This window comes from Planococcus soli, assembly GCF_016881065.1.
GTDB lineage: Bacteria > Bacillota > Bacilli > Bacillales_A > Planococcaceae > Planococcus > Planococcus soli.
This window is the reverse complement of the sequence record NZ_WXYN01000016.1, coordinates 443,339-467,075: the sequence shown is the minus strand read 5'-3', so window position 1 is coordinate 467,075 and position 23,737 is coordinate 443,339. Positions and strand designations below refer to the sequence as shown.

Sequence of the window (23,737 nt, the reverse complement as noted above, 5' to 3'; positions counted from 1 at the left end):
TCAACTCTATGTCACCATTATTGTAGCACAAACTTTTGCGCTAAATGAGAGTCAGTTTGTGTCCTGGCTAAGGTCAGACTTCACGCTTGCAACCGGGTCGATCGTCTCTCTCCGGATGTCAGCGCCAAGGCCTTGAAGTTTTTCGATAATCGACGAATAGCCGCGTTCAATGTGATAGATTTCACGGATCTCGGTTTCGCCTTCTGCCAGCAGTCCAGCAATAACCAAAGCTGCTCCTGCACGCAAATCGGATGCTACAACGGTTGCCGAGGTTAATGGAGTAGGTCCTGTAATAATCGCTGCTCTTCCCTCAACGCGGCCGCTTGCATTCATCCGGCGAAGTTCATCAATATGCTTAAAGCGTGCTGAATAGATGGTATCGGTGATCATGGAAGATCCTTGAGCCTGCGTCATCAACACCGAAAATGGCTGTTGAAGATCTGTCGCAAATCCTGGATACACTAAGGTCTTCACATCTATGGCATGCAAATTTTCGGATTTAGGAATATAAATCGATTCTTCACCTTCCTGCACATCAACGCCCATTTCGCGCAATTTGGCAGTTAATGCTTCCATATGGAAAGGAATTACGTTATCGATGGTGATGCCATCTCCTGCAGCAGCAGCCATGATCATGAACGTTCCGGCTTCGATTCGGTCAGGAATGATTGTATGGTTGGTGCCGTGCAATTCTTCCACGCCATCAATTCGGATGACATTTGTTCCGGCTCCTTTGATTTTTGCGCCCATATTTGTCAACAAGGTCGCTACATCAATAATTTCCGGCTCTTTTGCCGCATTTTCGATGGTCGTTTGGCCTTTTGCAAGAACTGCAGCCAGCATGATGTTGATCGTTGCACCAACACTGACGACATCCAAATAAATTTTTGCGCCGCGAAGTTCATCGGCACGCAAATAAATGGCACCGTGTTCGTTCGTTACTTTTGCACCCAGCGCTTCAAAGCCTTTAATGTGCTGATCGATTGGGCGGGGCCCCAAGAAACAGCCCCCTGGCAAACCGATTGCTGCATGTTTGAAACGGCCTAGCATTGCACCCATCATATAGTAAGAAGCGCGCAACTTTTTCACATTGCCGTTCGGCAAAGGCATATCAATCATTTTCGACGGATCGATGTTCATTGTCCCATCTTCAAACGATACTTCCCCGCCGATTTCTTCCAAAATGCTTTTCAGTGTCCATACGTCGGAAATTCCCGGCAATCCTTCAATCGATACAGGCGAATTCGCCAAAATCGATGCAGGAATCAAAGCGACTGCACTGTTTTTAGCGCCATTGACTTTGATTGTTCCGGAAAGGCGATTACCGCCCTTTATTTTATAAACATCCATTAAATTTCTCCTTTATCCACTTTTCCGGCAGCTCGATTGGCCTGAAAAGTTCCATTGGTTCGGCTTCCAGGCTGGCTGCCGATTTCGATTATTCCACTTTAACACCAGCAAAATTCCCACTTTTAATGCTTGGAAATCCACTTGCCGGTATTCTTTATTTTACGCCATCTTCTACAGAGCGTTTTTCCCAGTCAGCAAGAAATGCTTCGATTCCTTGATCTGTCAACGGGTGTTTGAACATTTGGTGCATAACTTTAATCGGCATCGTAGCGATATGCGCGCCGTTCAGAGCAGCTTCTGTAACGTGCTGTGGATGACGGATTGAAGCAGCGATAATTTCTGAAGAAATATCATGGATAGCAAAAATCTCTGAAATTGTAGCAATCAAGTCCATGCCGTTGTGTCCGATATCGTCAAGGCGTCCAAGGAAAGGCGAAACGTATGCCGCTCCGGCACGGGCTGCAAGCAATGCCTGGTTTGCGCTGAAGATCAATGTAACGTTTACTTTTTTGCCTTCTGATGCTAAAACCGCACAAGCTTTTAAGCCGTCTGGCGTCATCGGCAACTTCACGGTGATGTTTGGAGCAAGATCAGCCAGTTCGCGGCCTTCTTTGATCATGCTTTCTGCATCAAGTGCGATAACTTCTCCACTGATTGAACCGTCAACAAGTGCTGCGATTTCTTTCAAGCGGTCATGGAACGAAACATTTTTTTCTTTTGCCACCAATGATGGGTTGGTTGTAACTCCTGACAGAATTCCCCAGGCGTGTGCTTCTTTGATTTCGTCAAAGTTTGCTGTATCGATGAAAAATTTCATAGTTTTTCTCCTCCGGTATGACGGGAAAAAGAGAAGGTGCCATTTGGACGCTTCTCTCCCATCTTTTTTTATTGCTTTATTATGCTTTTCCTGAACTTCCGAACTCACGCATTTTGCCGATTACAGTCTTTTTGATAGCATCGCGGGCTGGCCCCAAGTATTTGCGTGGATCGTAAACATCCGGATCGCTGTTCAATTTGTCGCGGACTGCTTGAGCAGATGTAATCTGGCTTTCAGTGTTGACATTGATTTTTGATGTACCAAGAGAAACAGAGCGTTGAATATCCTTTAACGGAATTCCTGTTCCACCGTGCAATACAAGCGGCACGTCACATAGCTGTGAAATTTCTTCCATTTCTGCAAAGCCCAGGTTTGGTTCGCCTTTGTAAGGACCGTGAACTGAACCCAGTGCTGGTGCCAGGCAGTCGATTCCTGTTTCATCGACCATTTTCTTGCATTCCTGCGGATCAGCATAAATGACGCCATCTGCAATGATGTCATCTTCCTGTCCGCCAACAGTTCCTAATTCCGCTTCTACGGAAACATTATGTTTGCGTGCATATTCGACAACTTGTTTTGTGATTTCGATGTTTTCTTCAAACGGATGGTGAGATGCGTCGATCATAACTGATGTGAACCCAGCATCGATCGCTTCCTTACATTTTTCAAAGCTTGAACCGTGATCCAAATGGATTGCCACAGGAACCGTAATTTTATAGTCATGCATCAAACCTTTGACAATATTAACAACTGTCGTAAATCCACCCATGTAACGGGCTGCGCCTTCTGAAACTCCACAAATCACTGGAGAATTCTCTTCTTGTGCAGCTTGCAGGATGCCCTGAGTGAACTCCAGGTTATTTAAATTGAATTGACCAATTGCGTATCCTTCTTGTTTTCCTTTTATCATCATTTCTTTCATTGAAACTAATGGCATTTAGTATTCCTCCTCGGCAATGTATAAAGCGAATATCTTTTATACTATATCAAAAACCCTGTATTTACGCTACTCTTCGCTGCTTACTGTTCCAATAACTCTCTAACTGCGTCACGAACTTCAAAGACATCAAACGGCTTGGTAAAATAACGCTCCGCTCCCCATTTCATCGATTCTTTAATAAGATCGAGTTCGCCGTAAGCGGTCATCATGATGACATGGACATCGGGATAGCTTTTTTTTAAGCGCTTCAAGATTTCGATGCCATCCATTCCCGGAATTTTCATATCCAATAAAACCATGTCCGGACACGTTTGCTGTACTTTTTCCAGGGCTTCATTTCCGCTGCCTGCTGTAATCGCCTGATATCCTTCTTTACTGAATACTTCTTTTAATAACAGCCGAATGCCTGGTTGATCGTCTACAATCAAAATGCTTTTCAAGTAGAGCCACTCCTTTATCTGCTATACTTTTTGCGAGGTGAAGATTATGAATCCACTAACTTTTCAGTTGAAACGTTTATTCGAGCGGCTGTCACAGAAGCAACCGGAAATCGACTGCACAGCCGCCGTCTTGGCACAGGCCGCCGTTTCGGAAGGCACCATCTTTATCGCCGCCTTCGGTGAAATGAAAGCCGTGATGGCTGCTGCCCTACTTAGTGAAGAACCATTGATGGCTGCAGCAGAATGGTCGCCTTCCAGCATTGTCACCAGCACCGATCGCGTCTGGATCCTAGCACCGAATAAAGAAGGCGATGAGCTGGCCGGAAGGTTGTCTGATGCCGGTATCCCGTTTGCATTAGTTTCATCCCAGTCAGATGAAAGTGAATTAGCTGACGCATTTCTGCCCTTGGACAGCGTCGTTTTGCAGGACGATGGCGATCCTGTTTTGGTTCCGCGTGCCATGGCTGCACTCTATATTTATTATGCTGTTAAGCTGAGCATCGATAAACTGCTCTCGGAATAGATTTCTTTATACAGAAAAGCCTTCCCTTCGAAAAAGGGAAGGCTTTTGCCATTTCTTTATTTGTTGGCAATCGATGCTTTTACAAATTCACGGAATAATGGCTGCGGACGGTTTGGTCGTGAAATAAACTCCGGATGGAATTGGCAAGCCACGAACCATGGGTGGTCTGCAACTTCGATAATTTCCACCAGACGGCCATCTGGACTGGTGCCTGTAAATTTGAATCCAGCGTTTTCGAATGCTTCGCGGTATTCATTGTTGAACTCGTAGCGGTGGCGGTGTCTTTCGTAAACCAGTTCCTCGCCATAAGCTTCGTGCGCTTTTGACCCTTTTTCAAGTTTTGCCGGGTATAAGCCAAGGCGAAGCGTTCCGCCCAAATCTTCGATGTCTTTTTGCTCTGGCAACAAATCGATGACCGGGTAAGGCGTTTTGGCGTTCAATTCAGAAGAATGTGCGCCTTCAAGGTTCATGATGCTGCGGGCAAATTCGACAGAAGCCAATTGCATCCCGAGGCAAATGCCAAAGAACGGCACGTTGTTTTCGCGTGCAAATTGAGTGGCTGCGATTTTCCCTTCAACTCCGCGGTCGCCGAAGCCACCTGGAACAAGGATGCCGTCGCAGTCTTTCAATTTTTCTGCTACGTTATCCGCATTAATGTGTTCGGCGTTGATCCAATCCACTTCGATTTCGGAATCGAATGCGAAACCGGCATGCTTCAACGATTCCACGACAGAAATATACGCATCCTGCAATTCTACATATTTTCCGACTAGGCCAATGCGTACGCTGTTTTTGAGTGATTTCACTTTATCAACAAGCGTACTCAATTCCGTCATGTCCGCTTCTGGCGCTTCAATCCCGAAATGGTCAAGGACGATTTGATCCATATGCTGTTCCTGAAGGCGAAGCGGCATTTCGTAGATTACGTCAACATCGCGTGATTCGATTACTTCTTCCGGCTTAATGTCACAGAACAGTGCAATTTTATCCTTCATGTCCTGCGGCACTGGGTGTTCTGTGCGCACGACGATCAGGTTTGGCTGAATGCCTAGGCTGCGAAGTTCTTTCACGCTATGCTGTGTCGGTTTTGTTTTCATTTCTTTCGCTGCTCCAAGATATGGAATCAAGGTGCAGTGGACGTACATAACTTCGTCGCGCCCAAGATCTGAACGCATTTGGCGAATCGCTTCGAGGAATGGCAATGATTCGATATCGCCGACGGTTCCGCCGATTTCCGTGATGACTACATCCGCGTTGGCTGTTTTGGCAGCACGCAACAGACGGTCTTTGATTTCATTGGTGATGTGCGGAATGACTTGAACCGTTCCACCCAAGTAATCGCCGCGGCGTTCTTTTTGGATAACAGTCGAGTAAACTTTCCCTGTTGTTACGTTAGAGTATTTGTTTAAGTTGATGTCGATGAAACGTTCGTAATGGCCAAGATCCAAATCCGTCTCTGCCCCGTCATCCGTCACAAAAACTTCACCATGCTGGTATGGGCTCATTGTTCCAGGGTCGATATTGATGTACGGATCAAATTTTTGAATCGTTACATTCAACCCTCTGTTTTTCAATAAACGCCCTAATGATGCTGCTACAATCCCTTTACCGAGTGATGATACAACGCCACCCGTTACAAATATATACTTCGTCATGCCTGCTTCCTCCTCGAATGGTAAAAATAAAAAGCGCTCCACCTGCTGCGTATGCAGGGGGAGCGCGTAAACTGTACGAATCATCTCTCCTATTTTAAGGAGCCCAGTAAAATCTTATCCAGTCTGGCCTCATAAGTCAAGGTGAAAAAATGTTCAGTTTACTTCAAGTCATCTTCCTCTTCTTCGTCATCGTCGTCATCTTCATCGTCGATAATGTTGCCGTCCAAATCTTCGACCAAGACATCAACATCTTCTTCGTCATCATCGTCCGCATCAAAGTCGAGAACTTCCACTTCAACCGGTGCTTTGATCACTTCATCGTCTTCATCGTCATCGTCGTCTTCACCGAAGTCCTCAAACTCCAATTCGTCTTCCAATGCCAATTCATCCAGATCGTCAAAGCCTTCATCGTCAGCCACTTTGGCTTTCTTCTTGCGCGCTTTAACAGTCGGCGCTGATTCTTCTTCAATTTGTTCAACCGGATACCACTCACGAAGACCCCAGCGGTTTTCGCCTAAAATCAAAAAGCGGCCGTCAATATTCAAGTCTGTATAGAATTGAACCAAGCGATCCTTCATATCCTCTTTAGACAAGTTCAGCAACTTTTCGATTTCTGCAACCAGTTCAGCATACGTTTTTGTTTCATGCGTTTCTTCCAACATAGCATATGTTAAGTCAACAAATGACTCTTCTATTAGTTCTTCCTTAGATAATTCACGAATTTTCATTCCGTGCACGTCCCTTCTTCTTTCTTAACTTAATTCATTATATACAAACAACCTAGTCTCCGCTACCGTGTTTTCTTTTTTCTCGGATCTATTTGTTTCCATCCGAAATAAAACAAATAGAGCGCCAGAATCATAAACGGAATCGATCCCAAAGCTTTATTGTACAGGAAGAAAATCAGTATGACACAGATAATGATGATTATGTAGTGGACAGCTTTGCGCATGGGATCCATCCTTCTTGGTTTCTGCGGTGCATATTCTTCTAGTATACAGAAAAAGCAGTGAGATATCGACCTGGCGTGCCTTTGAATGAGCTTTCGGGAGCCTGATTTCTGACCTTTTGGAAAATTTTTCTTAATGAAAAAAATTATTGGATTTAATTTAATTAAATTTGCGTTTTTCCTGCTGAACGTGCATATTTCTCTCTGAGCGTGCATATTTTTTGCTGAACGTGCACATTTTCTTGTGAGCGTGCGTATTTTCTTCTGAGCGTGCATATCTCTTTTCAAAACAATGAAAAACCCCACCAATTTGGAAATCAGCTATTCCTTTCTTCTCAAAAAAAGCGAAAAGTCCGGCTTTGGCGGTTTTTTTCGTGTTTTGATCCATTCGGCTTTTAGGTCCTAACTTAGCCGAACGACTATAAATCTTTTTGAACGACTGCAAATTCCTATAGGCGACCATAAATTTGTTCAAACGGCCAAAAACTAAATTCCGCTCACATTCTCAACAAAAAAGTAAGCGAAATCCATTGGAAGACGGATTCCGCTTACTTTTATCGTATTTTATTTTGCTTTTCTTTCCCCGAACTTAAATTCTGTGGGCGAATCCGCTTTTCTTTGTCCAGCTCCTCCGCCCATCCCCTCGGGGTCTTAAGTCAACTCGGCTGTGCGGCTGAAAAACGCCGCTTGGCCAAGTCGCCTTAAGCCTGTCGGGGCTTTCATGGGCGGATCCGCATTTCTTTGTCCAGTTGCAAGTGCATAGCTCTTCGGGTCATAAGTCAAACCGGCTGTGTGGCAAAGAACGCCACTTCGCCGGTTCGCCTTATGCCTGTCAGAGCTGAACAGGCACTTTCACTTTTCCTTTGTCCAGCTCCACCAGCCTGCTCCTCGGGTCGTAAGCTGCTTTGGCTGTGCGGCTGGAAACATGCCGCTTCGCCAAGTCGCCTTAAGTCTGTCGGGGCTTTCATGGGCGGATCCGCTTTTCTACCTACATATTCCGTCTGTACTGCCCGCCTACTTCATACAAAGCGGTGGTGATTTGGCCGAGGCTTGCGACTTTTACGGTTTCCATCAACTCTTCAAAGATGTTGCCGCCCGTTTTCGCTGCTTGCTTGAGGCGCTCCAAGGCTTCGGCTGAGTCATTGCGTTCCTGGAAGGCGCGCAAGTTGTTGATTTGTGTTTCTTTTTCTTCCACTGTTGCGCGGGCGATTTCCATCGCGTTGATGTCGTCGTCCGATTGTGGATTCGGGTTCAAGTAAGTGTTGACTCCGATGATCGGCAATTCGCCTGTGTGTTTTTTCATTTCATAATGCATGGATTCTTCCTGGATTTTGCCGCGCTGGTATTGTGTTTCCATCGCGCCCAGGACGCCTCCGCGGTCGTTGATGCGGTCGAATTCCGTCAGAACCGCTTCTTCCACCAATTGCGTCATTTCTTCGATGATGAACGCGCCTTGCAGCGGGTTCTCGTTTTTCGACAAACCGTGCTCTTTGGTGATGATCATCTGGATCGCCATCGCGCGGCGAACCGATTCTTCCGTCGGAGTCGTGATTGCTTCATCGTAGGCATTGGTGTGCAGCGAGTTGCAGTTGTCCTGCAGCGCCATCAAGGCTTGCAGCGTCGTGCGGATATCGTTGAAGTCGATTTCCTGCGCATGCAGGCTGCGTCCGGAAGTTTGGACGTGGTACTTCAGCTTCTGGCTGCGTTCGTTGGCGCCGTATTTATCGCGCATGACAACTGCCCAAATGCGGCGTGCCACACGGCCGATGACGGTATACTCCGGATCCAGTCCGTTCGAGAAGAAGAACGAAAGGTTCGGCGCAAAGTCATCGATGTTCATGCCGCGGCTCAAATAATATTCCACGTACGTGAAGCCGTTGGACAGCGTGAACGCTAATTGCGAAATCGGGTTCGCGCCTGCTTCGGCAATATGGTAGCCCGAAATCGAGACGGAGTAGTAATTGCGCACTTTGTGGTCGATAAAGTATTGCTGGATATCGCCCATCATACGAAGCGCGAATTCGGTCGAGAAGATGCACGTGTTCTGGCCCTGGTCTTCTTTCAGAATATCAGCTTGAACAGTTCCGCGCACAACCTGCAGCGTGCTTTCACGGACTTCCGTGAATTCCTCGACCGTCAATGTGCGGCCCAGTTTTTCTTCATTCAGCTTGACCTGCTGATCAATGGCCGTATTCATGAACATCGCCAGGATGATCGGCGCCGGTCCGTTGATGGTCATGGAAACCGAAGTCGATGGTGCACACAAATCAAATCCTGCATAAAGTTTCTTCATATCATCAAGTGTACAGATCGATACGCCCGACTCGCCGACTTTCCCGTAAATATCCGGGCGGTGATCCGGGTCTTCGCCGTAAAGCGTCACCGAGTCAAATGCAGTCGACAATCGTTTGGCATCGTCGTCCTTCGATAAATAATGGAAACGGCGGTTCGTGCGTTCAGGTGTTCCTTCGCCGGCAAATTGGCGCTTTGGATCTTCTCCGGCACGTTTGAACGGGAATACCCCTGCCGTATAAGGGAATGAACCCGGTGCGTTCTCCAAATAAACCCATGACAAAATCTCGCCGTAATCAACGAATTTCGGCAGCACCACGCGCGGCACTTTAATGCCTGACAAACTTTCTGTGCGCAGGATGGTGCGGATTTCCCTGTCGCGCACCGAAGTAACGAATTCGTCTCCGGCATACATTTCTTTCAAGGCATCCCAGTTGGCAAGAATGCGTTTGGATTCTGAAGTCAATTCATCACGGACGCCGTCTGCCAGCGATTCGAGTGAAGCGACCAATGCATCATCCGGCGCTTTTTCTTTGACTGCTTCTATGGCGCCTTCCAATTGGAACAGGCGGCGCGCAAAGGCGGATTGCTCTTTCGTTTTGGCATGATAGCCGCGGATCGTATCCGTCAGCTCGCGCAAATAATAGCGACGGTCGTTCGGTATGATCAGGTTCTCTTTTTGGGTTTTGACAAATTTGTCGTAATCTGTTTCCCAATCGGTTCCGCATTTCTCATTGACCGTAGCGACTAATGCCGCGAACAGGGAGTTGGTCCCTTTATCGTTGAACTGGCTGGCAATCGTGCCGTATACCGGCATGTCGTCCAAATCTTTTTCCCACAGCAGATGGCTGCGCTGATACTGCTTCTGCACTTGGCGAAGCGCATCCTGCGAACCGCTGCGTTCAAATTTATTGATGACAATCAAATCGGCGTAATCGATCATGTCGATTTTCTCAAGCTGTGACGGTGCACCGAATTCGCTGGTCATGACATACATGGAAATGTCCGAGAAGTTTGCGATTTCCGCATCCCCTTGGCCAATCCCGCTCGTTTCGACCACAATCAAATCAAAATCGGCCGCTTTGACGACATCCAATACGTCCCCAATAGCACCGGACAGTTCAGAACGCGAACCGCGCGTTGCCAAACTTCTCATAAAGACGCGCTTGTTGAAAATGGCGTTCATGCGGATCCGGTCGCCAAGAAGCGCCCCACCGGTTTTCTGCTTGGTCGGGTCAATCGAAAGTATCGCGATTTTCTTATCCGGAAGTTCAGACAGGAAACGGCGAATCAATTCATCGGTCAACGAGCTTTTACCGGCTCCACCTGTTCCCGTGATACCAAGAATCGGCGTGTTTTTCGTCTGTTCCCGAACCGCTCTCAGGAGATCGTCGGTATCGGTATCGCGCGTATGTGCTTCTTCTGCTGCTGTAATGATGTTCGCCAGCACCACTGGTTCGTCGGTTGACAGATTTTCGATAGGTTGATCCTTTTTCACCGTTGAGAAATCACATTCCTCGACGATTTCCGTAATCATTCCCTGCAGGCCTTTTTTGCGGCCGTCTTCCGGTGAAAAAATGCCGGCAATGCCGTATGCTTCAAGTTCTTTGATTTCACGCGGCAAAATAACGCCTCCGCCTCCGCCGTAAATGCGGATGTGCGACGCGCCTTTTTCTTCCAGTAAATCGTGCATATACTTGAAGTATTCCATATGGCCGCCCTGGTAAGACGAAATGCAGATGCCCTGGACATCTTCCTGGATTGCAGCATTGACCACTTCTTCTACAGACCGGTTATGGCCCAAGTGAATGACTTCGGCACCGCTCGCCTGCAGAATGCGGCGCATGATGTTGATGGACGCGTCATGGCCGTCAAAAAGACTGGAAGCTGTAACAAAGCGGATATGGTTTTTCGGCTGATAGGTTTTCGTTTCTTCAATTGTAGCCATTATGATCAAGCCCCCTGTATTGAGATATTTTCCCCTGCCATCCCCTGCAAGAGAAATTTGGTTTGCATGTCGATAAATTCCTGAATGGTGAAATCGTTCAATGCCCACCTTCTGAATGCCCACATCTGGCCCTGTACAAATATATGATGGGAAGCCATGGCTACTTCTTTCGGTGTCATCTTGATTTCGTTGTTGTCGACGCATTGCGTCAACAGGCGTTCAAAAATCGCCACCATTTCAAGCTCTTTATCCAACACATAGCTTAACGCGTCTTTTGGCAGTGATTTGGATTCCTGGTACATGACCACGAATTCATCCTGCATATCATCGATCAATGTATAATAGTGTTCGATTGCCGTCGCCAGGACAGTGATGGAACCTTGTTCGATATCAAGCCGGTCCAAGCGTGTGTGCACTTCGTCATAAATGGAATCACAGACGAGATACAGCACATCTTCTTTAGTCCGGATATATTCGTACAAAGTACCAATGCTGAAACCGGCTGCTTTGGCGATTTCCCGCGTTGTCGTACGGTGAAAGCCTTTTTCCTTGAAAAGCGTGACAGCCCCGCGAATCATCTGTTCGCGGCGCTTTTCGATCAGGCTTTCATCTTTCACGGATGACTCAATTTCACGCTTTTTGTTCATAAGGCAACCCTCCGCTTATTTCGTGACCATCCGGGAAATAACCAGACGCTGAACTTCCTGTGTGCCTTCATAAATTTGCGTAATTTTTGCATCGCGCATAAAGCGTTCGACCGGGTAGTCTTTCGTGTAGCCATAGCCGCCAAATACTTGAACCGCTTCTACTGTCACTTTCATAGCTGTATCGCCGGCCATCAATTTCGCCATCGCCGACTCTTTGCTATAGGACAGCTTGTTCGACTCAAGCCAAGCCGCCTGGTATGTCAACAAACGGGACGCTTCGATTGAAGTCGCCATGTCCGCCAATTTGAATGAAACCCCTTGGTTGACCATGATCGGCTTGCCGAATTGCTCACGCTCTTTTGCATAATCAATTGAGGCGTCAAGCGCTCCTTGTGCGATGCCGACCGCCTGTGCTGCGATGCCGTTACGTCCGCCATCAAGTGTCTGCATAGCGATTTTGAAGCCTTGGCCAAGTTCACCCAGGACGTTCTCTTTCGGCACACGGCAGTTATCGAAGATGATTTCTGTTGTCGGGCTTGAACGAATGCCGAGCTTGCGCTCTTTTTTGCCGACCGAGAAGCCTTCAAAGTCTTTTTCAATGATGAAGGCTGTTGTGCCTTTATGCTTCGATTCCGGATCTGTTACTGCGAATACGATATAGATGTCTGCAATGCCGCCATTTGTGATGAAAATTTTCGAACCGTTCAGCACGTAATGGTCGCCGTCTTCTTTTGCAGAAGTACGCATCGAACCGGCATCAGATCCTGCAGCCGGCTCGGTCAAACCATAAGCACCGATTTTTGTGCCTTCAGCCATTGGGCGAAGGTATTTTTGCTTTTGCTCTTCTGTTCCAAATGTATAGACCGGCCATCCAGCAAGTGAAGTGTGTGCTGACAATGTAACGCCCGTTGACGCGCAGACGCGTGACAATTCTTCAACTGCGATGCAATACGCCAAATAATCTGAACCGATGCCGCCGTATTCTTCCGGCCACGGAATGCCTGTAAGACCAAGTTCGGCCATCTTATCAAAGATTTCACGGTCAAAGCGCTCTTCTTCGTCACGCTCTTCGGCTGTTGGCGCCACTTCTTTGTTCGCGAAATCCCGTACCATTTTGCGGATCATTTCGTGCTCTTCAGACAGTTGAAAATTCATTTTCCATTCCTCCAATTACTTAATTAGTTGTTTGCTGATAACGATTCGTTGGATTTCACTAGTGCCTTCGTAAATTTCCGTCACTTTAGCGTCGCGGAACAGGCGCTCGACCGGATAGTCTTTGGTATAGCCGTAGCCGCCGAATACTTGAATGGCTTCGATTGTGACGTCCATAGCTGCTTTTGAAGCGAAAAGTTTTGCCATGGAAGCTTGCTTATTGCATTCTTTGCCTTTCGAATACAGGTCTGCTGCGTTGTAGACCAAGAGTTTCGCCGCTTCCACCTGCGTCGCCATATCCGCCAACTTGAAGCCGATCCCTTGCTGCTGAGCGATGGGTTTACCGAATTGCACACGCTCTTTGGCGTAGGCAACTGCGTATTCGTATGCCGCTTCAGCGATGCCAAGTGCTTGTGCCGCGATGCCGATCCGTCCAACATTTAAATTTGCCATCGCGATGCTGAACCCTTTGTTTTCTGTGCCCAATAGGTTTTCAGCTGGCACCCGCATGTTTTCGAAAGTCAATTGGACCGTTTTCGAACCGTGCATCCCCATTTTCTTTTCATTTTTTCCGATGACCAAGCCTGGTGTGTCTTTTTCAACAATAAAAGCTGAAATTCCACGGGAGCCTGCAGCAGGTTTTGTGGAAGCAAAAACGATGTAGGTATCTGCTGCTCCACCGTTGGTAATAAAGACTTTCGAACCGTTTAAGACATAGTCATCACCGTCCAGAACCGCTTTGGTTTTCAGGCTTGCCGCGTCAGAACCTGCCGCGGGTTCTGTTAAACAGAAAGCCCCGAGATATTCGCCGCTTGCCAGCTTTGGCACGTATTTCTCGATTTGCTGCTGCGACCCAAAGTTCAGGATTGGGTTGGTTCCAACCGACGTATGGACTGACAAGATCACACCAACTACGCTGCTCACTTTCGAGAGTTCGTGAATGGCTGTGATATAGGAAACGAAATCCATTTCCGAGCCGCCGTATTTTTCAGGGGCAGTAATCCCCATCAAGCCCAGTTCGCCCATTTTCTTTATAATTGCCGTTGGAAATTCGCCGTTTTCCATGTTTTCGATAAACGGTGTAATTTCCTCTTTTGCGAAATCTCGCACCATGTTGCGCATCATAAGCTGTTCATCTGTAAAGTGCAAATCCATTGCGGTTCCCCCTAATATTAAGTGTAATCGTAGAAACCGCGTCCGGTTTTTTTGCCGAGCCAGCCGGCTTTCACGTATTGGCGCAATAACGGGCTCGGCCGGTATTTGCTGTCGCCGAAGCCTTCGTGCAGCACTTCCATGATATAAAGGCAGGTATCCAGTCCGATAAAGTCAGCCAATTGCAGCGGCCCCATTGGATGGTTCATGCCGAGCTTCATGATGTCGTCAATCGCTTCTTTGGTTGCGACACCTTCCTGAAGGGTGAAAATCGCTTCGTTGATCATCGGCATCAGGATGCGGTTTGCCACAAATCCTGGGAAGTCGTTTACTTCTACGGGTGTTTTAGAAAGCTGCAACGTCATTTCTTCCACTTTTTTATAAACTTCATCTGAAGTTGCCAAGCCTCGGATAATCTCTACTAACTTCATCACCGGTACCGGGTTCATGAAATGCATGCCGATGACCTGCTCCGGGCGATTGGTGACTGCCGCGATTTCCGTAATCGGCAAGGATGATGTATTAGTTGCCAAGATAGCGTGCTTTGGTGCCACTTCGTCCAGCGTTTTGAAAATGCTGTGCTTGATGGCCATGTTTTCGACAGCCGCTTCGATGACAATGTCAACATCGTGCGCATCCTTTAAATCAAGTGACGGCGTGATGCGTCCAAGGACCGCTGTTTTTTCCTCTTCCCTCATGCGGCCTTTTTCGACATTGCGCGACAGGTTTTTGGTGATTGTCCCGATTCCACGCTCATATGCTTCCTGTTTCATATCATTCAATTTCACTTTCAATCCTGCTTGCGCACAAACTTGTGCGATGCCGGAACCCATTTGTCCGGCGCCAATGACCATTACACTTTGAATCGACATGCTTATTTTGCCTCCTTAGGAACTTCAATCATAATGGCGTCGCCTTGTCCACCGCCTGAGCAGATGGCTGCGATGCCAATGCCGCCGCCGCGGCGTTTCAACTCGTAAGCCAATGTCAGGATGATGCGTGCACCGCTTGCACCGATCGGGTGTCCAAGTGCTACAGAGCCGCCGTTGACATTTACTTTTTCAGGGTCTAAATTAGCGATTTTCGAGCTTGCGAGTGCGACTGCCGCAAATGCTTCATTTATTTCAAACAGATCTATTTCATCAAGCGATTTGCCGGTTTTCTTTAATAATTCATTGATGACGATTCCAGGCGTTTCCGGGAATCGGTGCGGTTCGATCGCCACTTCTGTGTGGGCCAAAATGTGCGCCAATACGTTTTTTCTATCATTCTGAGCACGCTCTTCGCTCATCAGTACAAGTGCCACTGCACCGTCATTGATTCCAGGTGCGTTTCCTGCAGTAATTGTGCCGTCTTTGCCGAATGCCGGCTTCAGTTTCGCCAACGCATCAATTGTCGAGTTCGCACGCGGAGCTTCATCCACATCAACTGTGATTGGATCTCCTTTGCGCTGAGGAATATCGATAGCGACAATCTCTTCTGCGAACAGATCCTTCGCTTGGATGGCGCGTTCATGAGAACGGGCCGACCATTCATCCTGCGCTTCGCGCGTCAGGCCAAAGTCTTCGGCGGTCGAATTTCCGTAAGTCCCCATATGAACTTTGTCCGGATGGAACGAGCAGGACAAGCCATCATGCACCATGCCATCAACGGCTTGAGCATCTCCCATGCGCAATCCCCAGCGTGCTTTTGGCAAGTAGTAAGGCGCGTTGGACATGGATTCCATGCCGCCTGCAACAATGACTTCTTCATCCCCTAAGCGGATGATCTGGTCTGCCAAGGTAACGCTGCGCATGCCGGATGCACAGACTTTATTTATGGTTTCAGATTTGACGCTGTAAGGAATGCCTGCTTTTGACGCTGCCTGACGGGAAGGGATCTGCCCTTGCCCTGCCTGCAAAACGTTGCCCATGATAACTTCCTGAACATCTTCCGGTTGGATCGCTGCGCGGCTCATTGCCGCTTTGATCGCTTCCGCTCCCAGTTCACTTGCGGCCAAGGTGCTCAAACTTCCCCCGAATTTACCGAATGCTGTACGTGCCCCATCAATGATGACTGTTTTTGCCATGATGATTTTTCTCCCCTTTGCGCTTTTTGTAAACGGTTTCAATTACATCAAAAAAATATAATCACTAAGTTTTATACATTTCTTAAAAGCTCGAACTGATTGACTGAACGCTCGCTCGGTTTTAATGCAAAAGAAAAGGGAGCACTTTACTCCCTTTCTTTTTTCTTCTTATGATATTATTCTACTCAATTTTCTGTTATTAAGCAATTATTTATTGCCACGAGCTTTATTGGACAATTTCTTCAGGCATCGGAGTTTCATTGCCAAGGACAGCCATCTCCAATAGCTCTGCTACGTCGTAAGTTCCAACTTGTTCTTCGACTTCTTTGGCTTTCGTACCGTCTGACAACATTGTCAGGCAATACGGGCAGCCGGAAGAAATCATGGTCGGGCTGACTTCGAGTGCCTGTTCGGTACGGGCAACATTGACGCGATGGCCTGCATCTTCTTCCATCCACATCATTCCGCCGCCAGCTCCACAGCACATGCCGTCTTCTCGGTTACGGACCATTTCGACCAATTCCACGCCTTCGATCGCTTTCAATATCTCACGCGGTGCGTCATAGACATCATTATAGCGGCCGAGGTAGCAGGAATCATGGAAGGTGATTCGTTCGTTTACCGGGAATTGCGGCTTCAACCGGCCTTCTTGGACCAGGTCGAACAGCATTTCGGTATGGTGATAAACTTCGGCTTTGAAACCGAAATCCGGGTATTCGTTTTTGAAGATATTATAGGCATGCGGATCGATCGTTACAATTTTCTTGATGTCCGCTTTCTCGAACTCTTTGATATTGCCAGTCGCCAGTTCCTGGAATAGGAATTCGTTTCCGAGACGGCGCGGTGTGTCACCCGAGTTTTTTTCTTTATTGCCGAGAATCGCGAACTTCACACCGGCTTCGTTCATCAAACGGGCAAACGACAAAGCGATTTTTTGTGATCGGCTGTCGAATGAACCCATCGATCCAACCCAGAACAGGAATTCGAATTCTTCGCCGGCTTTGTTCATTTCTTTAACAGTCGGAATATGGATATCTGGACGTGCATCTCTCCAGTTTTCTTTTTCTTTGCGGTTAAGGCCCCAAGGATTGCCCTGCTTTTCGATATTTGTCATCGCGCGTTGAGCATCTTTGTCCATTTTCCCTTCAGTCATAACAAGGTAACGGCGAAGGTCGATAATTTTGTCTACGTGCTCGTTCATGACCGGACATTGGTCTTCACAGTTGCGGCATGTCGTACACGCCCAGATTTCTTCTTCTGTAATGACGTCTCCGATCAGGCTTGGGCTGTAAAGTTCGTCGATAGTGATCCCTTCAGCACCGGCAGCCATTGCCAATTGGTTTCCTTGCGTATTGTTGAATGCCATTGCCGGCACCCAAGGTTTTTTCTGTGTCATGACTGCACCGGTATTGGTTAAATTGTCCCGAAGTTTCGTAATCAGATCCATCGGCGACAGCATTTTTCCTGTACCGGTTGCCGGACACATATTGGTGCAGCGGCCACATTCTACGCAAGCATAGAAATCGATCATCTGCCCTTGAGTGAAGTCGGTGATTTTCCCGACGCCAAATGATGGCATAGCATCCGGATCTTCTTCGTCTTCCATTTCTTCAAAGTTGATCGGCTTCAAGCGCCCGACATGGTCGACTCTGTGGAACCAAGTATTGACGGGTCCAAAGATCAAGTGGGCATGCTTGGATTGCGGCACGTAAACCAGGAATGTCAGCAGGAACAACAGATGCGCCCACCACATGACATAGAAAACCGTCACAACTGCAGCTTCAGGCATCCAGGCAAATGCACCAGCGACAAGCGAAGCAACCGGTTCGGTCCAGACACCTTCGTGTCCGTGCCAAATCATGCTCATCCCGTTTCCGATCAGCACCGTCACCATCAACCCGCCGATGAAAATAAGCACAAGCCCTGCTTTCCAACCGCGCTTCAAGCGGACAAGCTTTTCAATATAACGTCTGTAGAATGCCCAGATTACCGCTACCAGAATCGTCAATGTGACGATTTCCTGGAAAAACGTGAAGGCCGGGTAGAGCGGACCAAGCGGCAAATGTGAATCCGGCGATAAGCCTTTGATAATAAAATCAATGGCGCTCGCCTGAACCAACAGGAAGCCGTAGAAGAACATGACATGAATCGTTCCGCTCTTCTTATCTTTCATCAATTTCTTTTGTCCAAAAACATTGACCATGACTTTACGCAGACGCTCGTTGAAATTTTCTTCAAACTCGACTTTTTTGCCGAGCTGGATAAAATCATATCTCGACTTCAATAAATAGAGGAAGAGATAAATGGCGTAAGCGGTTACAGCTATGAATAAAACCCAGTTTGCAATCAGCAATGGCTCCATCGCGAGATCCCCCTTATGTGTGTAAATTCTAGAAATTACTTACCCAAAGTTTACGTGAACAGCAACAGCTTGTCGATACTATGTTCTATATTAAAATATGAATGAGCATTCAGTCAACCTATATTTTAGAAATGATTTTAAAAATAAAAGTCCTTTGCTTGCTGCGTTAGAGGCACATTGGTAAGCGTTTACTGAAAGAAACTCACTGAACAGCGGCTTTGCTCCTTCTTTCCGCAAACGAAAAAACATCACCCAAAGAATGGATGATGCTCTTCCTCTATTTAAATTCCGTCAAAAAAAGATTTTTCGCAAAATAGCGCTGCGCTCTTTCTTTGTTTGCAGGCTTCACGCCAAGGAGAACACAAGTTGCCGGGCCTCCCGAACAGTTCATATCAAGAGCTGTAGAAACTTCCACGTGCCTGCCCATCAATAAGGCGGCCTCCTGCGCGATGCCTTTTGAACCAACCGGCCATATGCGCTCAATAACAGCTGAGTCCAAGGCTTTCTGAATGAGTCCCAGATCGGCTACTTGGTCTGTCTTGGTCAGAACTTCTTCGCCGACAAGCGGGACTCCGTAGACAAACCAGCACAGAGATTCAGCTGGCGCAAGGTCCCTATTCTGCTTGCCGATCATCGTCACAGCAATGCCGGATTGCAGCGTCGGCATATTGGTTTCCGTACTCCCGGAAATCGGAGGCAGCACTGTCTCCGATTCAGCGAAAAGTTCGGCAAGTCCTGCCAAATAAGCATTCCATTGATCGGCCCCGCTGAAATTATGGATCAGGACTGCCTGCGGTTCGCTGCCCGCTGCCCATTGCTCGAGCAGCGCCACCCGTGCCGCAAACTTGGCAGTCACCGAATCAGGAGCGGACACAGCATCCTGCAGTTTTTCTCCGATTGCCGCTGAATTATCCGAAGTAATGACCAAGCCCTCTATTAGCAGTTCATGACGCATGCAGCGAACCTCCATGGACTTTCAGCACATAGGGCATTAAGAGAGCCGCAATTCCAGCATTAATGGAAGCAGCAATCACTAAGCCTGGTACCGATGCATAAAAAAATGCTGGCGACAACAGAAAATAAAAAGGTACTGCCGCGAGCACTCCATTGCCGATGATGAACGCTGGCCATTTCAACCAGAGTTTGCCGGCTTGGTGCAGTTTTGCAAACAACCACACTACTCCCCACATCTCAGCTGCAATGATCAAGTGAAATGGCCCAAGGGGCATGCCGCCGAATAATGCCGAAATCAAATGGCCGAATGCAGCAATGGTTCCGGCCAGCGGTGCCGAAAAGAACAGCACCGCTACCAGTGCCGGCATCGAATCCAGTGCGATGGATGTGATGCCGAACGGGATCTTAATCATTCCCCCGATTGCGGATAAGCTGACGAATAACGCGGCAAGCGCCAGTTTTCTGGTCGACATCCTATTCCACCGACTTTTTGCTGCGGCCGCCGTTCTTGAACACCTTGGCACTGCGCACATATTCATTGTCCGGCACACCGGCACGTGAATTGACGACACGGGAGGCAGCGAACAAATAATCGGACAGACGGTTCAAATAGCGTTGGACGACTAACGGAAAATCTTCTCCTGATCTCATCAAGGTCACCGTTTGGCGTTCAGCACGGCGTGTAATGGTACGCGCAATGTGCAGCGTCGCAGCTGCAGGAGAACCTCCCGGCAAAATAAACCGTTCGAGCAATGGCGGTTCTTCCATCAATTGATCGATGCGCTTTTCCAGTACTTCGACAGGCGCTTCCGTCATTTTGTAATTGGGTTCTTTGCGGACATCGGCCAAATCGCCGCCGCAGTCGAATAATTCGTTTTGGATGGCTTCTAAATCTTCGAGCAAATCAGCGTATTTATCCGGAGCCAATTCGGTCATCGCTTTGCCGATAAATGAATTTACTTCGTCAATGGTGCCGTATGCCTCAACGCGCGGTGCATCTTTGTCCGTGCGCGCTCCGATTAAACTCGTTTGCCCTTTGTCTCCGGTTTTCGTGTAAATCTTCATCTTGATCCGCCCCTTTTCTTGTGCTTTGACAGACAGTGAATGCACTGTCTATCAAAGTTCGTCTGAATCAATTATAAAAGTTGAATTTAAGAATCATCATGTTCTAAATCGCTTCGGCCGCTTTGGGCATGGCTCCCGCAAGAAGCCAGGAAAAGCACCTGTCTCCTTACTTCGCCTAGCCCGTGGACGCGCCGGCGCTAATATGGAGTTACTCAATAGCCCCCTATATTTCTTCACTCATTTACTGGCAGATATTCTCCAATAAATGTTTGTTAGTCCAATGTATCCAACTCTCATTTTATCTTTTGTGGAATGCCATACCAGATGCGTGTAATGTCCTTGGCTTCGGCAAATAGGAATTGATACAGACGGCCGAGAACGTCACGCATTTCACGTTCGATCCGCTCGGTCGGCACGATGCCTCGATTCAGGTCCGTTAAAACCCAAGTTTGCTGAGCTTGTCCTTGACTCAGCGAACTTTTCACTTGCTCCATCAATTGTTGTTCTGAAAAACCTTTTTCGAGCTGCTGTCTCACCCAATGCTCCAAACCGGCGATGACGATAAATGCTTCCGCATCTTTCTTATCGGGCAGCTGGCCTTCAGTCCAGTCGACATGCTGATCTTTCAATTGCTCTCTCACATATTGCCGTTTGCCATTAAAGGCTCCACCGAAAACGATGTGCATAATTCCCGCTCCTCGAACGCTTGCCGGTTTTGCCAAGTTAACGTATGGCAGCCTCCGTGCAGCGCAGTTTGATCTTGAAACTTTTCACCCAATGCTTCAGCAATCAGATAGCGGATCGGTCCTCCGTGGAGAACCAGCGTAACTTCTCGATCATCGGGAAGTTTTCGTATGCCGCGTTCGACACGCTCCGCCATATGTGCGAGGCTTTCACCGCCGGGCGGTTTGATATGCCATGGGTCATCAATCCAGCTGCGGTACAACTGATTGTCCTTCAGCTCCTCATAGGTTTTCATTTCCCATTGTCCGAAATGGCATTCCCGCAAATCGCGGTTTGCCCGGTAGACCGCATTCGGAAACAGCACAGCTGCCGTTTGCCGGCAGCGCTTCGAATCACTGCCCATGACCATTTTCAGCTGCAAATCCGGCTCTGCTCCAAACGGCAGAATTGCTTCGTCGGTCCAGCCGACGTAACGTTTTTGCTGATTGCCTCTAGTCGGAGCATGCCGTATTAAACGAAGAACAAAAGACTCGTCCATAGTAAAATTTCCACTCCTTCCACATAAGCACCGAAAAGGTCACCTGTCACCCCGCCGAAGTTTTTCAGGCACCAAGCGCGGTAGAGCCAAAGCGAAACGAGCAGCATCACCAATAAAACGAACGCAACCCAAACGTTTGCAATCGAAATCACTGCAGCTAAAAGGATAACCATAAAGACCATTGCAGTTAGCCGCAGTATCCGTTGGTCTGTCCGTTGCTGAAAAAATGCTGCCAGTCCGTTTGGCTTCGCGGAAGAGGTTGAACTGAACAGGGCCATTAAACCGATTCTCGACAATACCGGAATAACTAAAACCAACACCAGCGAAGCAGCGTGTATGGATTCGGCAGCGATAATAATTTTTCCGACAATCGCCAGCAGCAAAACCATGGTCCCAAAAGCACCAATCCGCGGATCGCCCATGATTTCCAACCGTTTTTCCCGGTCCTGGTAAGAAAAATAAGCATCCGCCGTATCCGCCAATCCGTCCAAATGCAAGCCCCCGCTTAGCGCTATGCCGATCACCACAACCGCAAAGCCGATCAACAGCGAACTGACGTCAGTCGTTTCCCGAAGCAGCCATACCGATGCTGCCATCACGCTGCCAAATAACAGACCCAGGACAGGAAGCATCGCAAACATTAGAGTGAGATGGAATTTTTCCATCGGCAATTGCTTTTTAACCGGAATCACCGAGAAAAACTGAAGCGCCAATAAAAATCCTGTTCCCAGTTGCCGGTTCATCGGTCCGCCTCCATGATCTGTTCGACTTTTTGCCAGTCCAAATGCCCTTTCACATGCTTGGCCCAGCGGTCAAAAGGATCGCCCACTGTTTCAGGCAATGGTTCCGGCAGGTTCTTTCGTTTCCGGATTGGCGCCAGGAATGCGGTACGGCAACGGGGATCACGGAAAAACCCGTGCAGGTGCGTACCCAAAAGCCGATCATGAAAATAGCCTTCTGTAAAATCTTCGCTTTCAATGAGTGGATAGGCAGTTCCCGTGATGACGCCGTGATGAATTTCGTAACCTGCCACCCTTACCTCCGTATTTGGAAACTTAACTATGCCACTCGTTCGTTGGACAACTTTCTGTTTTTCAAAATGAACGTGCATGTTGGGGACCAAGCCAAAGCCAGCTTCGATTTCAGCTTTGATGCCGTCATGTCCTTCCGGATCCGATAATGTGTCAGCAAACATCTGAAACCCACCGCATAAACCAACGATCCAAGTGCTTCCCTTCAATGCCTGGAGTTTATTTTCCAGCCCCTGCTCCTTCCAGTAACGCATATCTGCAATGGTGCTTTTTGTGCCTGGCACCAAAAGAATATCGGGACATCCAATCTCATCGACCGTCCCTGCCCAACGAATGGTTATGTCCGGTTCGTTCAAGAACGGTTCGATATCCGTGAAATTTGAAATGTAAGGATGCCGGCAAACAACCAGTTCAATCGCATTTTCAACTTTGGATACTTGCTGTACAGCCGGAACACCAAGCGAATCTTCCTGCTCGATTTCGTGGCTGGGCATATGGGGAATGACTCCCAGCACCGGAATGCCCGTATAGGATTCCAGAAAACGGATGCCATCTTCAAAAAGCCGGACATCGCCACGGAATTTATTGATGATCAGGCCTTTCACCCGTTCCCGTTCCGGCATCAAGGCGAGCGTCCCGACAATCGATGCGAACACACCGCCCCGTTCAATGTCTGCAACCAGAATGACCGGCACATCTGCACGACTTGCTACCGCCATGTTGACCAGCTCCCGGTCGTTCAAGTTGACTTCGGCCGGGCTGCCAGCTCCTTCGATGACCAAATGGGTAAAATCACGGGCCAAATTCGACAGTGCCAGATCAATTGCTGCCAGTCCTTTTTCGTAAAAATGCGTCCGGTAATCCATGCCGTCCATGGTCTCCAGTTTTTTCCCGAACAGGACGACTTGCGACTTCATATCACTTTCAGGCTTCAACAAAATCGGATTCATGTTTGCGGTTGCCAACGTCCGAGCCGCTTCTGCCTGAACACCTTGCGCACGGCCAATTTCTTCGCCCCTTGCTGTCACATAAGAATTGTTCGACATGTTCTGTGACTTGAAAGGTGCCACTTGGAGTCCCTGATCAGAAAAAATGCGGCAAAAAGCTGTACAGATCATGCTTTTCCCAACATCTGAAGCGGTTCCTTGAATCATTATTCCGCGCATCTTT

The 23,737-nt window shown here is 48.0% G+C and carries 23 protein-coding genes; 1 reads left to right on the top strand and 22 read right to left on the bottom strand.

All coding sequences use genetic code 11. The features are described 5' to 3' along the window. Nucleotides 1-51 precede the first annotated feature (51 nt). The 4 genes from murA to GJB59_RS10005 all read right to left on the bottom strand — a co-directional run bounded on the left by murA (nt 52) and on the right by GJB59_RS10005 (nt 3,547). Entirely contained in the window at nt 52-1,350 is a 1,299-nt protein-coding gene (gene murA / locus GJB59_RS10020; protein WP_142827122.1) for a UDP-N-acetylglucosamine 1-carboxyvinyltransferase, read from the bottom strand. Between the two features lie 154 nt (nt 1,351-1,504). Next, the gene (gene fsa, locus GJB59_RS10015; protein ID WP_142827121.1) at nt 1,505-2,167 is read right to left on the bottom strand and encodes a fructose-6-phosphate aldolase; all 663 of its coding nucleotides are present in this window, start codon (nt 2,165-2,167) and stop codon (nt 1,505-1,507) included. 79 nt (nt 2,168-2,246) lie between these two features. Continuing rightward, nucleotides 2,247-3,104: a class II fructose-bisphosphate aldolase gene (locus tag GJB59_RS10010; protein WP_142827120.1), complete on the bottom strand. Its 858-nt coding sequence runs from the start codon at nt 3,102-3,104 to the stop codon at nt 2,247-2,249. 83 nt (nt 3,105-3,187) lie between these two features. After that, entirely contained in the window at nt 3,188-3,547 is a 360-nt protein-coding gene (locus GJB59_RS10005; protein ID WP_142827119.1) for a response regulator, read from the bottom strand. Nucleotides 3,548-3,593: 46 nt separating this feature from the next. Between GJB59_RS10005 and GJB59_RS10000 the strand changes: the two genes are divergently transcribed. Then, nucleotides 3,594-4,070, top strand: coding sequence for a DUF2529 family protein (locus GJB59_RS10000; protein ID WP_142827118.1), 477 nt, complete (start codon nt 3,594-3,596; stop codon nt 4,068-4,070). Between the two features lie 56 nt (nt 4,071-4,126). Here GJB59_RS10000 and pyrG read toward each other — a convergent pair whose 3' ends face one another. The 18 genes from pyrG to GJB59_RS09910 all read right to left on the bottom strand — a co-directional run bounded on the left by pyrG (nt 4,127) and on the right by GJB59_RS09910 (nt 23,733). After that, a complete protein-coding gene (pyrG, locus tag GJB59_RS09995; RefSeq protein ID WP_142827117.1) occupies nt 4,127-5,725 on the bottom strand; it encodes a CTP synthase in 1,599 nt (532 codons plus the stop codon). Nucleotides 5,726-5,883: 158 nt separating this feature from the next. Continuing rightward, nucleotides 5,884-6,453, bottom strand: a complete 570-nt coding sequence (rpoE, locus tag GJB59_RS09990) for a DNA-directed RNA polymerase subunit delta (RefSeq protein ID WP_142827116.1) — start codon at nt 6,451-6,453, stop codon at nt 5,884-5,886. A gap of 62 nt (nt 6,454-6,515) precedes the next feature. Beyond that, entirely contained in the window at nt 6,516-6,677 is a 162-nt protein-coding gene (locus tag GJB59_RS09985; protein ID WP_185960002.1) for a hypothetical protein, read from the bottom strand. Between the two features lie 776 nt (nt 6,678-7,453). Continuing rightward, complete coding sequence (locus GJB59_RS09980) at nt 7,454-7,642, bottom strand: hypothetical protein (RefSeq protein ID WP_142827115.1); 189 nt, start codon at nt 7,640-7,642, stop codon at nt 7,454-7,456. A gap of 20 nt (nt 7,643-7,662) precedes the next feature. After that, nucleotides 7,663-10,914: a fused isobutyryl-CoA mutase/GTPase IcmF gene (gene icmF / locus GJB59_RS09975; protein WP_142827114.1), complete on the bottom strand. Its 3,252-nt coding sequence runs from the start codon at nt 10,912-10,914 to the stop codon at nt 7,663-7,665. A 5-nt stretch (nt 10,915-10,919) separates the two neighbouring features. Further along, on the bottom strand, nt 10,920-11,561 hold the full coding sequence (locus GJB59_RS09970) for a TetR/AcrR family transcriptional regulator (protein WP_142827113.1): 642 nt from the start codon (nt 11,559-11,561) through the stop codon (nt 10,920-10,922). A 15-nt stretch (nt 11,562-11,576) separates the two neighbouring features. Next, entirely contained in the window at nt 11,577-12,716 is a 1,140-nt protein-coding gene (locus tag GJB59_RS09965; protein WP_142827112.1) for an acyl-CoA dehydrogenase, read from the bottom strand. Nucleotides 12,717-12,731: 15 nt separating this feature from the next. Next, the gene (locus tag GJB59_RS09960; RefSeq protein WP_142827111.1) at nt 12,732-13,868 is read right to left on the bottom strand and encodes an acyl-CoA dehydrogenase; all 1,137 of its coding nucleotides are present in this window, start codon (nt 13,866-13,868) and stop codon (nt 12,732-12,734) included. Nucleotides 13,869-13,885: 17 nt separating this feature from the next. Next, nucleotides 13,886-14,737 carry a 3-hydroxybutyryl-CoA dehydrogenase gene (locus tag GJB59_RS09955; protein ID WP_142827110.1) on the bottom strand — a complete coding sequence of 284 codons (852 nt, stop codon included), beginning with the start codon at nt 14,735-14,737 and terminating at the stop codon, nt 13,886-13,888. 2 nt (nt 14,738-14,739) lie between these two features. Next, nucleotides 14,740-15,933, bottom strand: coding sequence for an acetyl-CoA C-acetyltransferase (locus GJB59_RS09950; RefSeq protein ID WP_142827109.1), 1,194 nt, complete (start codon nt 15,931-15,933; stop codon nt 14,740-14,742). A 226-nt stretch (nt 15,934-16,159) separates the two neighbouring features. Then, nucleotides 16,160-18,295 carry a (Fe-S)-binding protein gene (locus GJB59_RS09945; RefSeq protein ID WP_142827108.1) on the bottom strand — a complete coding sequence of 712 codons (2,136 nt, stop codon included), beginning with the start codon at nt 18,293-18,295 and terminating at the stop codon, nt 16,160-16,162. A gap of 277 nt (nt 18,296-18,572) precedes the next feature. After that, nucleotides 18,573-19,250, bottom strand: coding sequence for an alpha-ribazole-5-phosphate synthase (locus GJB59_RS09940; protein ID WP_142827107.1), 678 nt, complete (start codon nt 19,248-19,250; stop codon nt 18,573-18,575). Then, nucleotides 19,240-19,722, bottom strand: coding sequence for an ECF transporter S component (locus tag GJB59_RS09935; protein ID WP_142827106.1), 483 nt, complete (start codon nt 19,720-19,722; stop codon nt 19,240-19,242). The genes GJB59_RS09940 and GJB59_RS09935 overlap by 11 nt, the downstream gene beginning before the upstream one ends. Nucleotide 19,723: 1 nt before the next feature. Further along, on the bottom strand, nt 19,724-20,314 hold the full coding sequence (locus GJB59_RS09930; RefSeq protein WP_142827105.1) for a cob(I)yrinic acid a,c-diamide adenosyltransferase: 591 nt from the start codon (nt 20,312-20,314) through the stop codon (nt 19,724-19,726). Between the two features lie 293 nt (nt 20,315-20,607). Further along, complete coding sequence (locus GJB59_RS09925) at nt 20,608-21,000, bottom strand: bifunctional adenosylcobinamide kinase/adenosylcobinamide-phosphate guanylyltransferase (protein WP_142827104.1); 393 nt, start codon at nt 20,998-21,000, stop codon at nt 20,608-20,610. After that, nucleotides 20,952-21,536 (bottom strand): histidine phosphatase family protein, encoded by a 585-nt coding sequence (locus tag GJB59_RS09920; protein WP_142827103.1) that lies wholly within the window; start codon nt 21,534-21,536, stop codon nt 20,952-20,954. The genes GJB59_RS09925 and GJB59_RS09920 overlap by 49 nt, the downstream gene beginning before the upstream one ends. Beyond that, nucleotides 21,509-22,279: an adenosylcobinamide-GDP ribazoletransferase gene (cobS, locus tag GJB59_RS09915; RefSeq protein ID WP_142827102.1), complete on the bottom strand. Its 771-nt coding sequence runs from the start codon at nt 22,277-22,279 to the stop codon at nt 21,509-21,511. The genes GJB59_RS09920 and cobS overlap by 28 nt, the downstream gene beginning before the upstream one ends. Next, a complete protein-coding gene (locus tag GJB59_RS09910; RefSeq protein WP_142827101.1) occupies nt 22,276-23,733 on the bottom strand; it encodes a cobyric acid synthase in 1,458 nt (485 codons plus the stop codon). The genes cobS and GJB59_RS09910 overlap by 4 nt, the downstream gene beginning before the upstream one ends. Nucleotides 23,734-23,737: the final 4 nt, after the last annotated feature.

Bases quoted from the DNA above. Each gene is read 5' to 3' on its own strand.
- GJB59_RS09910 (WP_142827101.1), bottom strand. From the start codon at position 23,733: ATGCGCGGAATAATGATTCAAGGAACCGCTTCAGATGTTGGGAAAAGC.
- murA (WP_142827122.1), bottom strand. From the start codon at position 1,350: ATGGATGTTTATAAAATAAAGGGCGGTAATCGCCTTTCCGGAACAATC.
- GJB59_RS09930 (WP_142827105.1), bottom strand. From the start codon at position 20,314: ATGAAGATTTACACGAAAACCGGAGACAAAGGGCAAACGAGTTTAATC.
- GJB59_RS09980 (WP_142827115.1), bottom strand. From the start codon at position 7,642: ATGAAAGCCCCGACAGACTTAAGGCGACTTGGCGAAGCGGCATGTTTC.
- cobS (WP_142827102.1), bottom strand. From the start codon at position 22,279: ATGAACCGGCAACTGGGAACAGGATTTTTATTGGCGCTTCAGTTTTTC.
- GJB59_RS09920 (WP_142827103.1), bottom strand. From the start codon at position 21,536: ATGGACGAGTCTTTTGTTCTTCGTTTAATACGGCATGCTCCGACTAGA.
- GJB59_RS09970 (WP_142827113.1), bottom strand. From the start codon at position 11,561: ATGAACAAAAAGCGTGAAATTGAGTCATCCGTGAAAGATGAAAGCCTG.
- GJB59_RS09960 (WP_142827111.1), bottom strand. From the start codon at position 13,868: ATGGATTTGCACTTTACAGATGAACAGCTTATGATGCGCAACATGGTG.
- GJB59_RS10010 (WP_142827120.1), bottom strand. From the start codon at position 3,104: ATGCCATTAGTTTCAATGAAAGAAATGATGATAAAAGGAAAACAAGAA.
- GJB59_RS09955 (WP_142827110.1), bottom strand. From the start codon at position 14,737: ATGTCGATTCAAAGTGTAATGGTCATTGGCGCCGGACAAATGGGTTCC.
- GJB59_RS09935 (WP_142827106.1), bottom strand. From the start codon at position 19,722: ATGTCGACCAGAAAACTGGCGCTTGCCGCGTTATTCGTCAGCTTATCC.
- GJB59_RS09985 (WP_185960002.1), bottom strand. From the start codon at position 6,677: ATGCGCAAAGCTGTCCACTACATAATCATCATTATCTGTGTCATACTG.
- GJB59_RS09945 (WP_142827108.1), bottom strand. From the start codon at position 18,295: ATGGAGCCATTGCTGATTGCAAACTGGGTTTTATTCATAGCTGTAACC.
- pyrG (WP_142827117.1), bottom strand. From the start codon at position 5,725: ATGACGAAGTATATATTTGTAACGGGTGGCGTTGTATCATCACTCGGT.
- GJB59_RS09925 (WP_142827104.1), bottom strand. From the start codon at position 21,000: ATGCACATCGTTTTCGGTGGAGCCTTTAATGGCAAACGGCAATATGTG.
- fsa (WP_142827121.1), bottom strand. From the start codon at position 2,167: ATGAAATTTTTCATCGATACAGCAAACTTTGACGAAATCAAAGAAGCA.
- icmF (WP_142827114.1), bottom strand. From the start codon at position 10,914: ATGGCTACAATTGAAGAAACGAAAACCTATCAGCCGAAAAACCATATC.
- GJB59_RS09965 (WP_142827112.1), bottom strand. From the start codon at position 12,716: ATGAATTTTCAACTGTCTGAAGAGCACGAAATGATCCGCAAAATGGTA.
- GJB59_RS09950 (WP_142827109.1), bottom strand. From the start codon at position 15,933: ATGGCAAAAACAGTCATCATTGATGGGGCACGTACAGCATTCGGTAAA.
- GJB59_RS09940 (WP_142827107.1), bottom strand. From the start codon at position 19,250: ATGCGTCATGAACTGCTAATAGAGGGCTTGGTCATTACTTCGGATAAT.
- rpoE (WP_142827116.1), bottom strand. From the start codon at position 6,453: ATGAAAATTCGTGAATTATCTAAGGAAGAACTAATAGAAGAGTCATTT.
- GJB59_RS10000 (WP_142827118.1), top strand. From the start codon at position 3,594: ATGAATCCACTAACTTTTCAGTTGAAACGTTTATTCGAGCGGCTGTCA.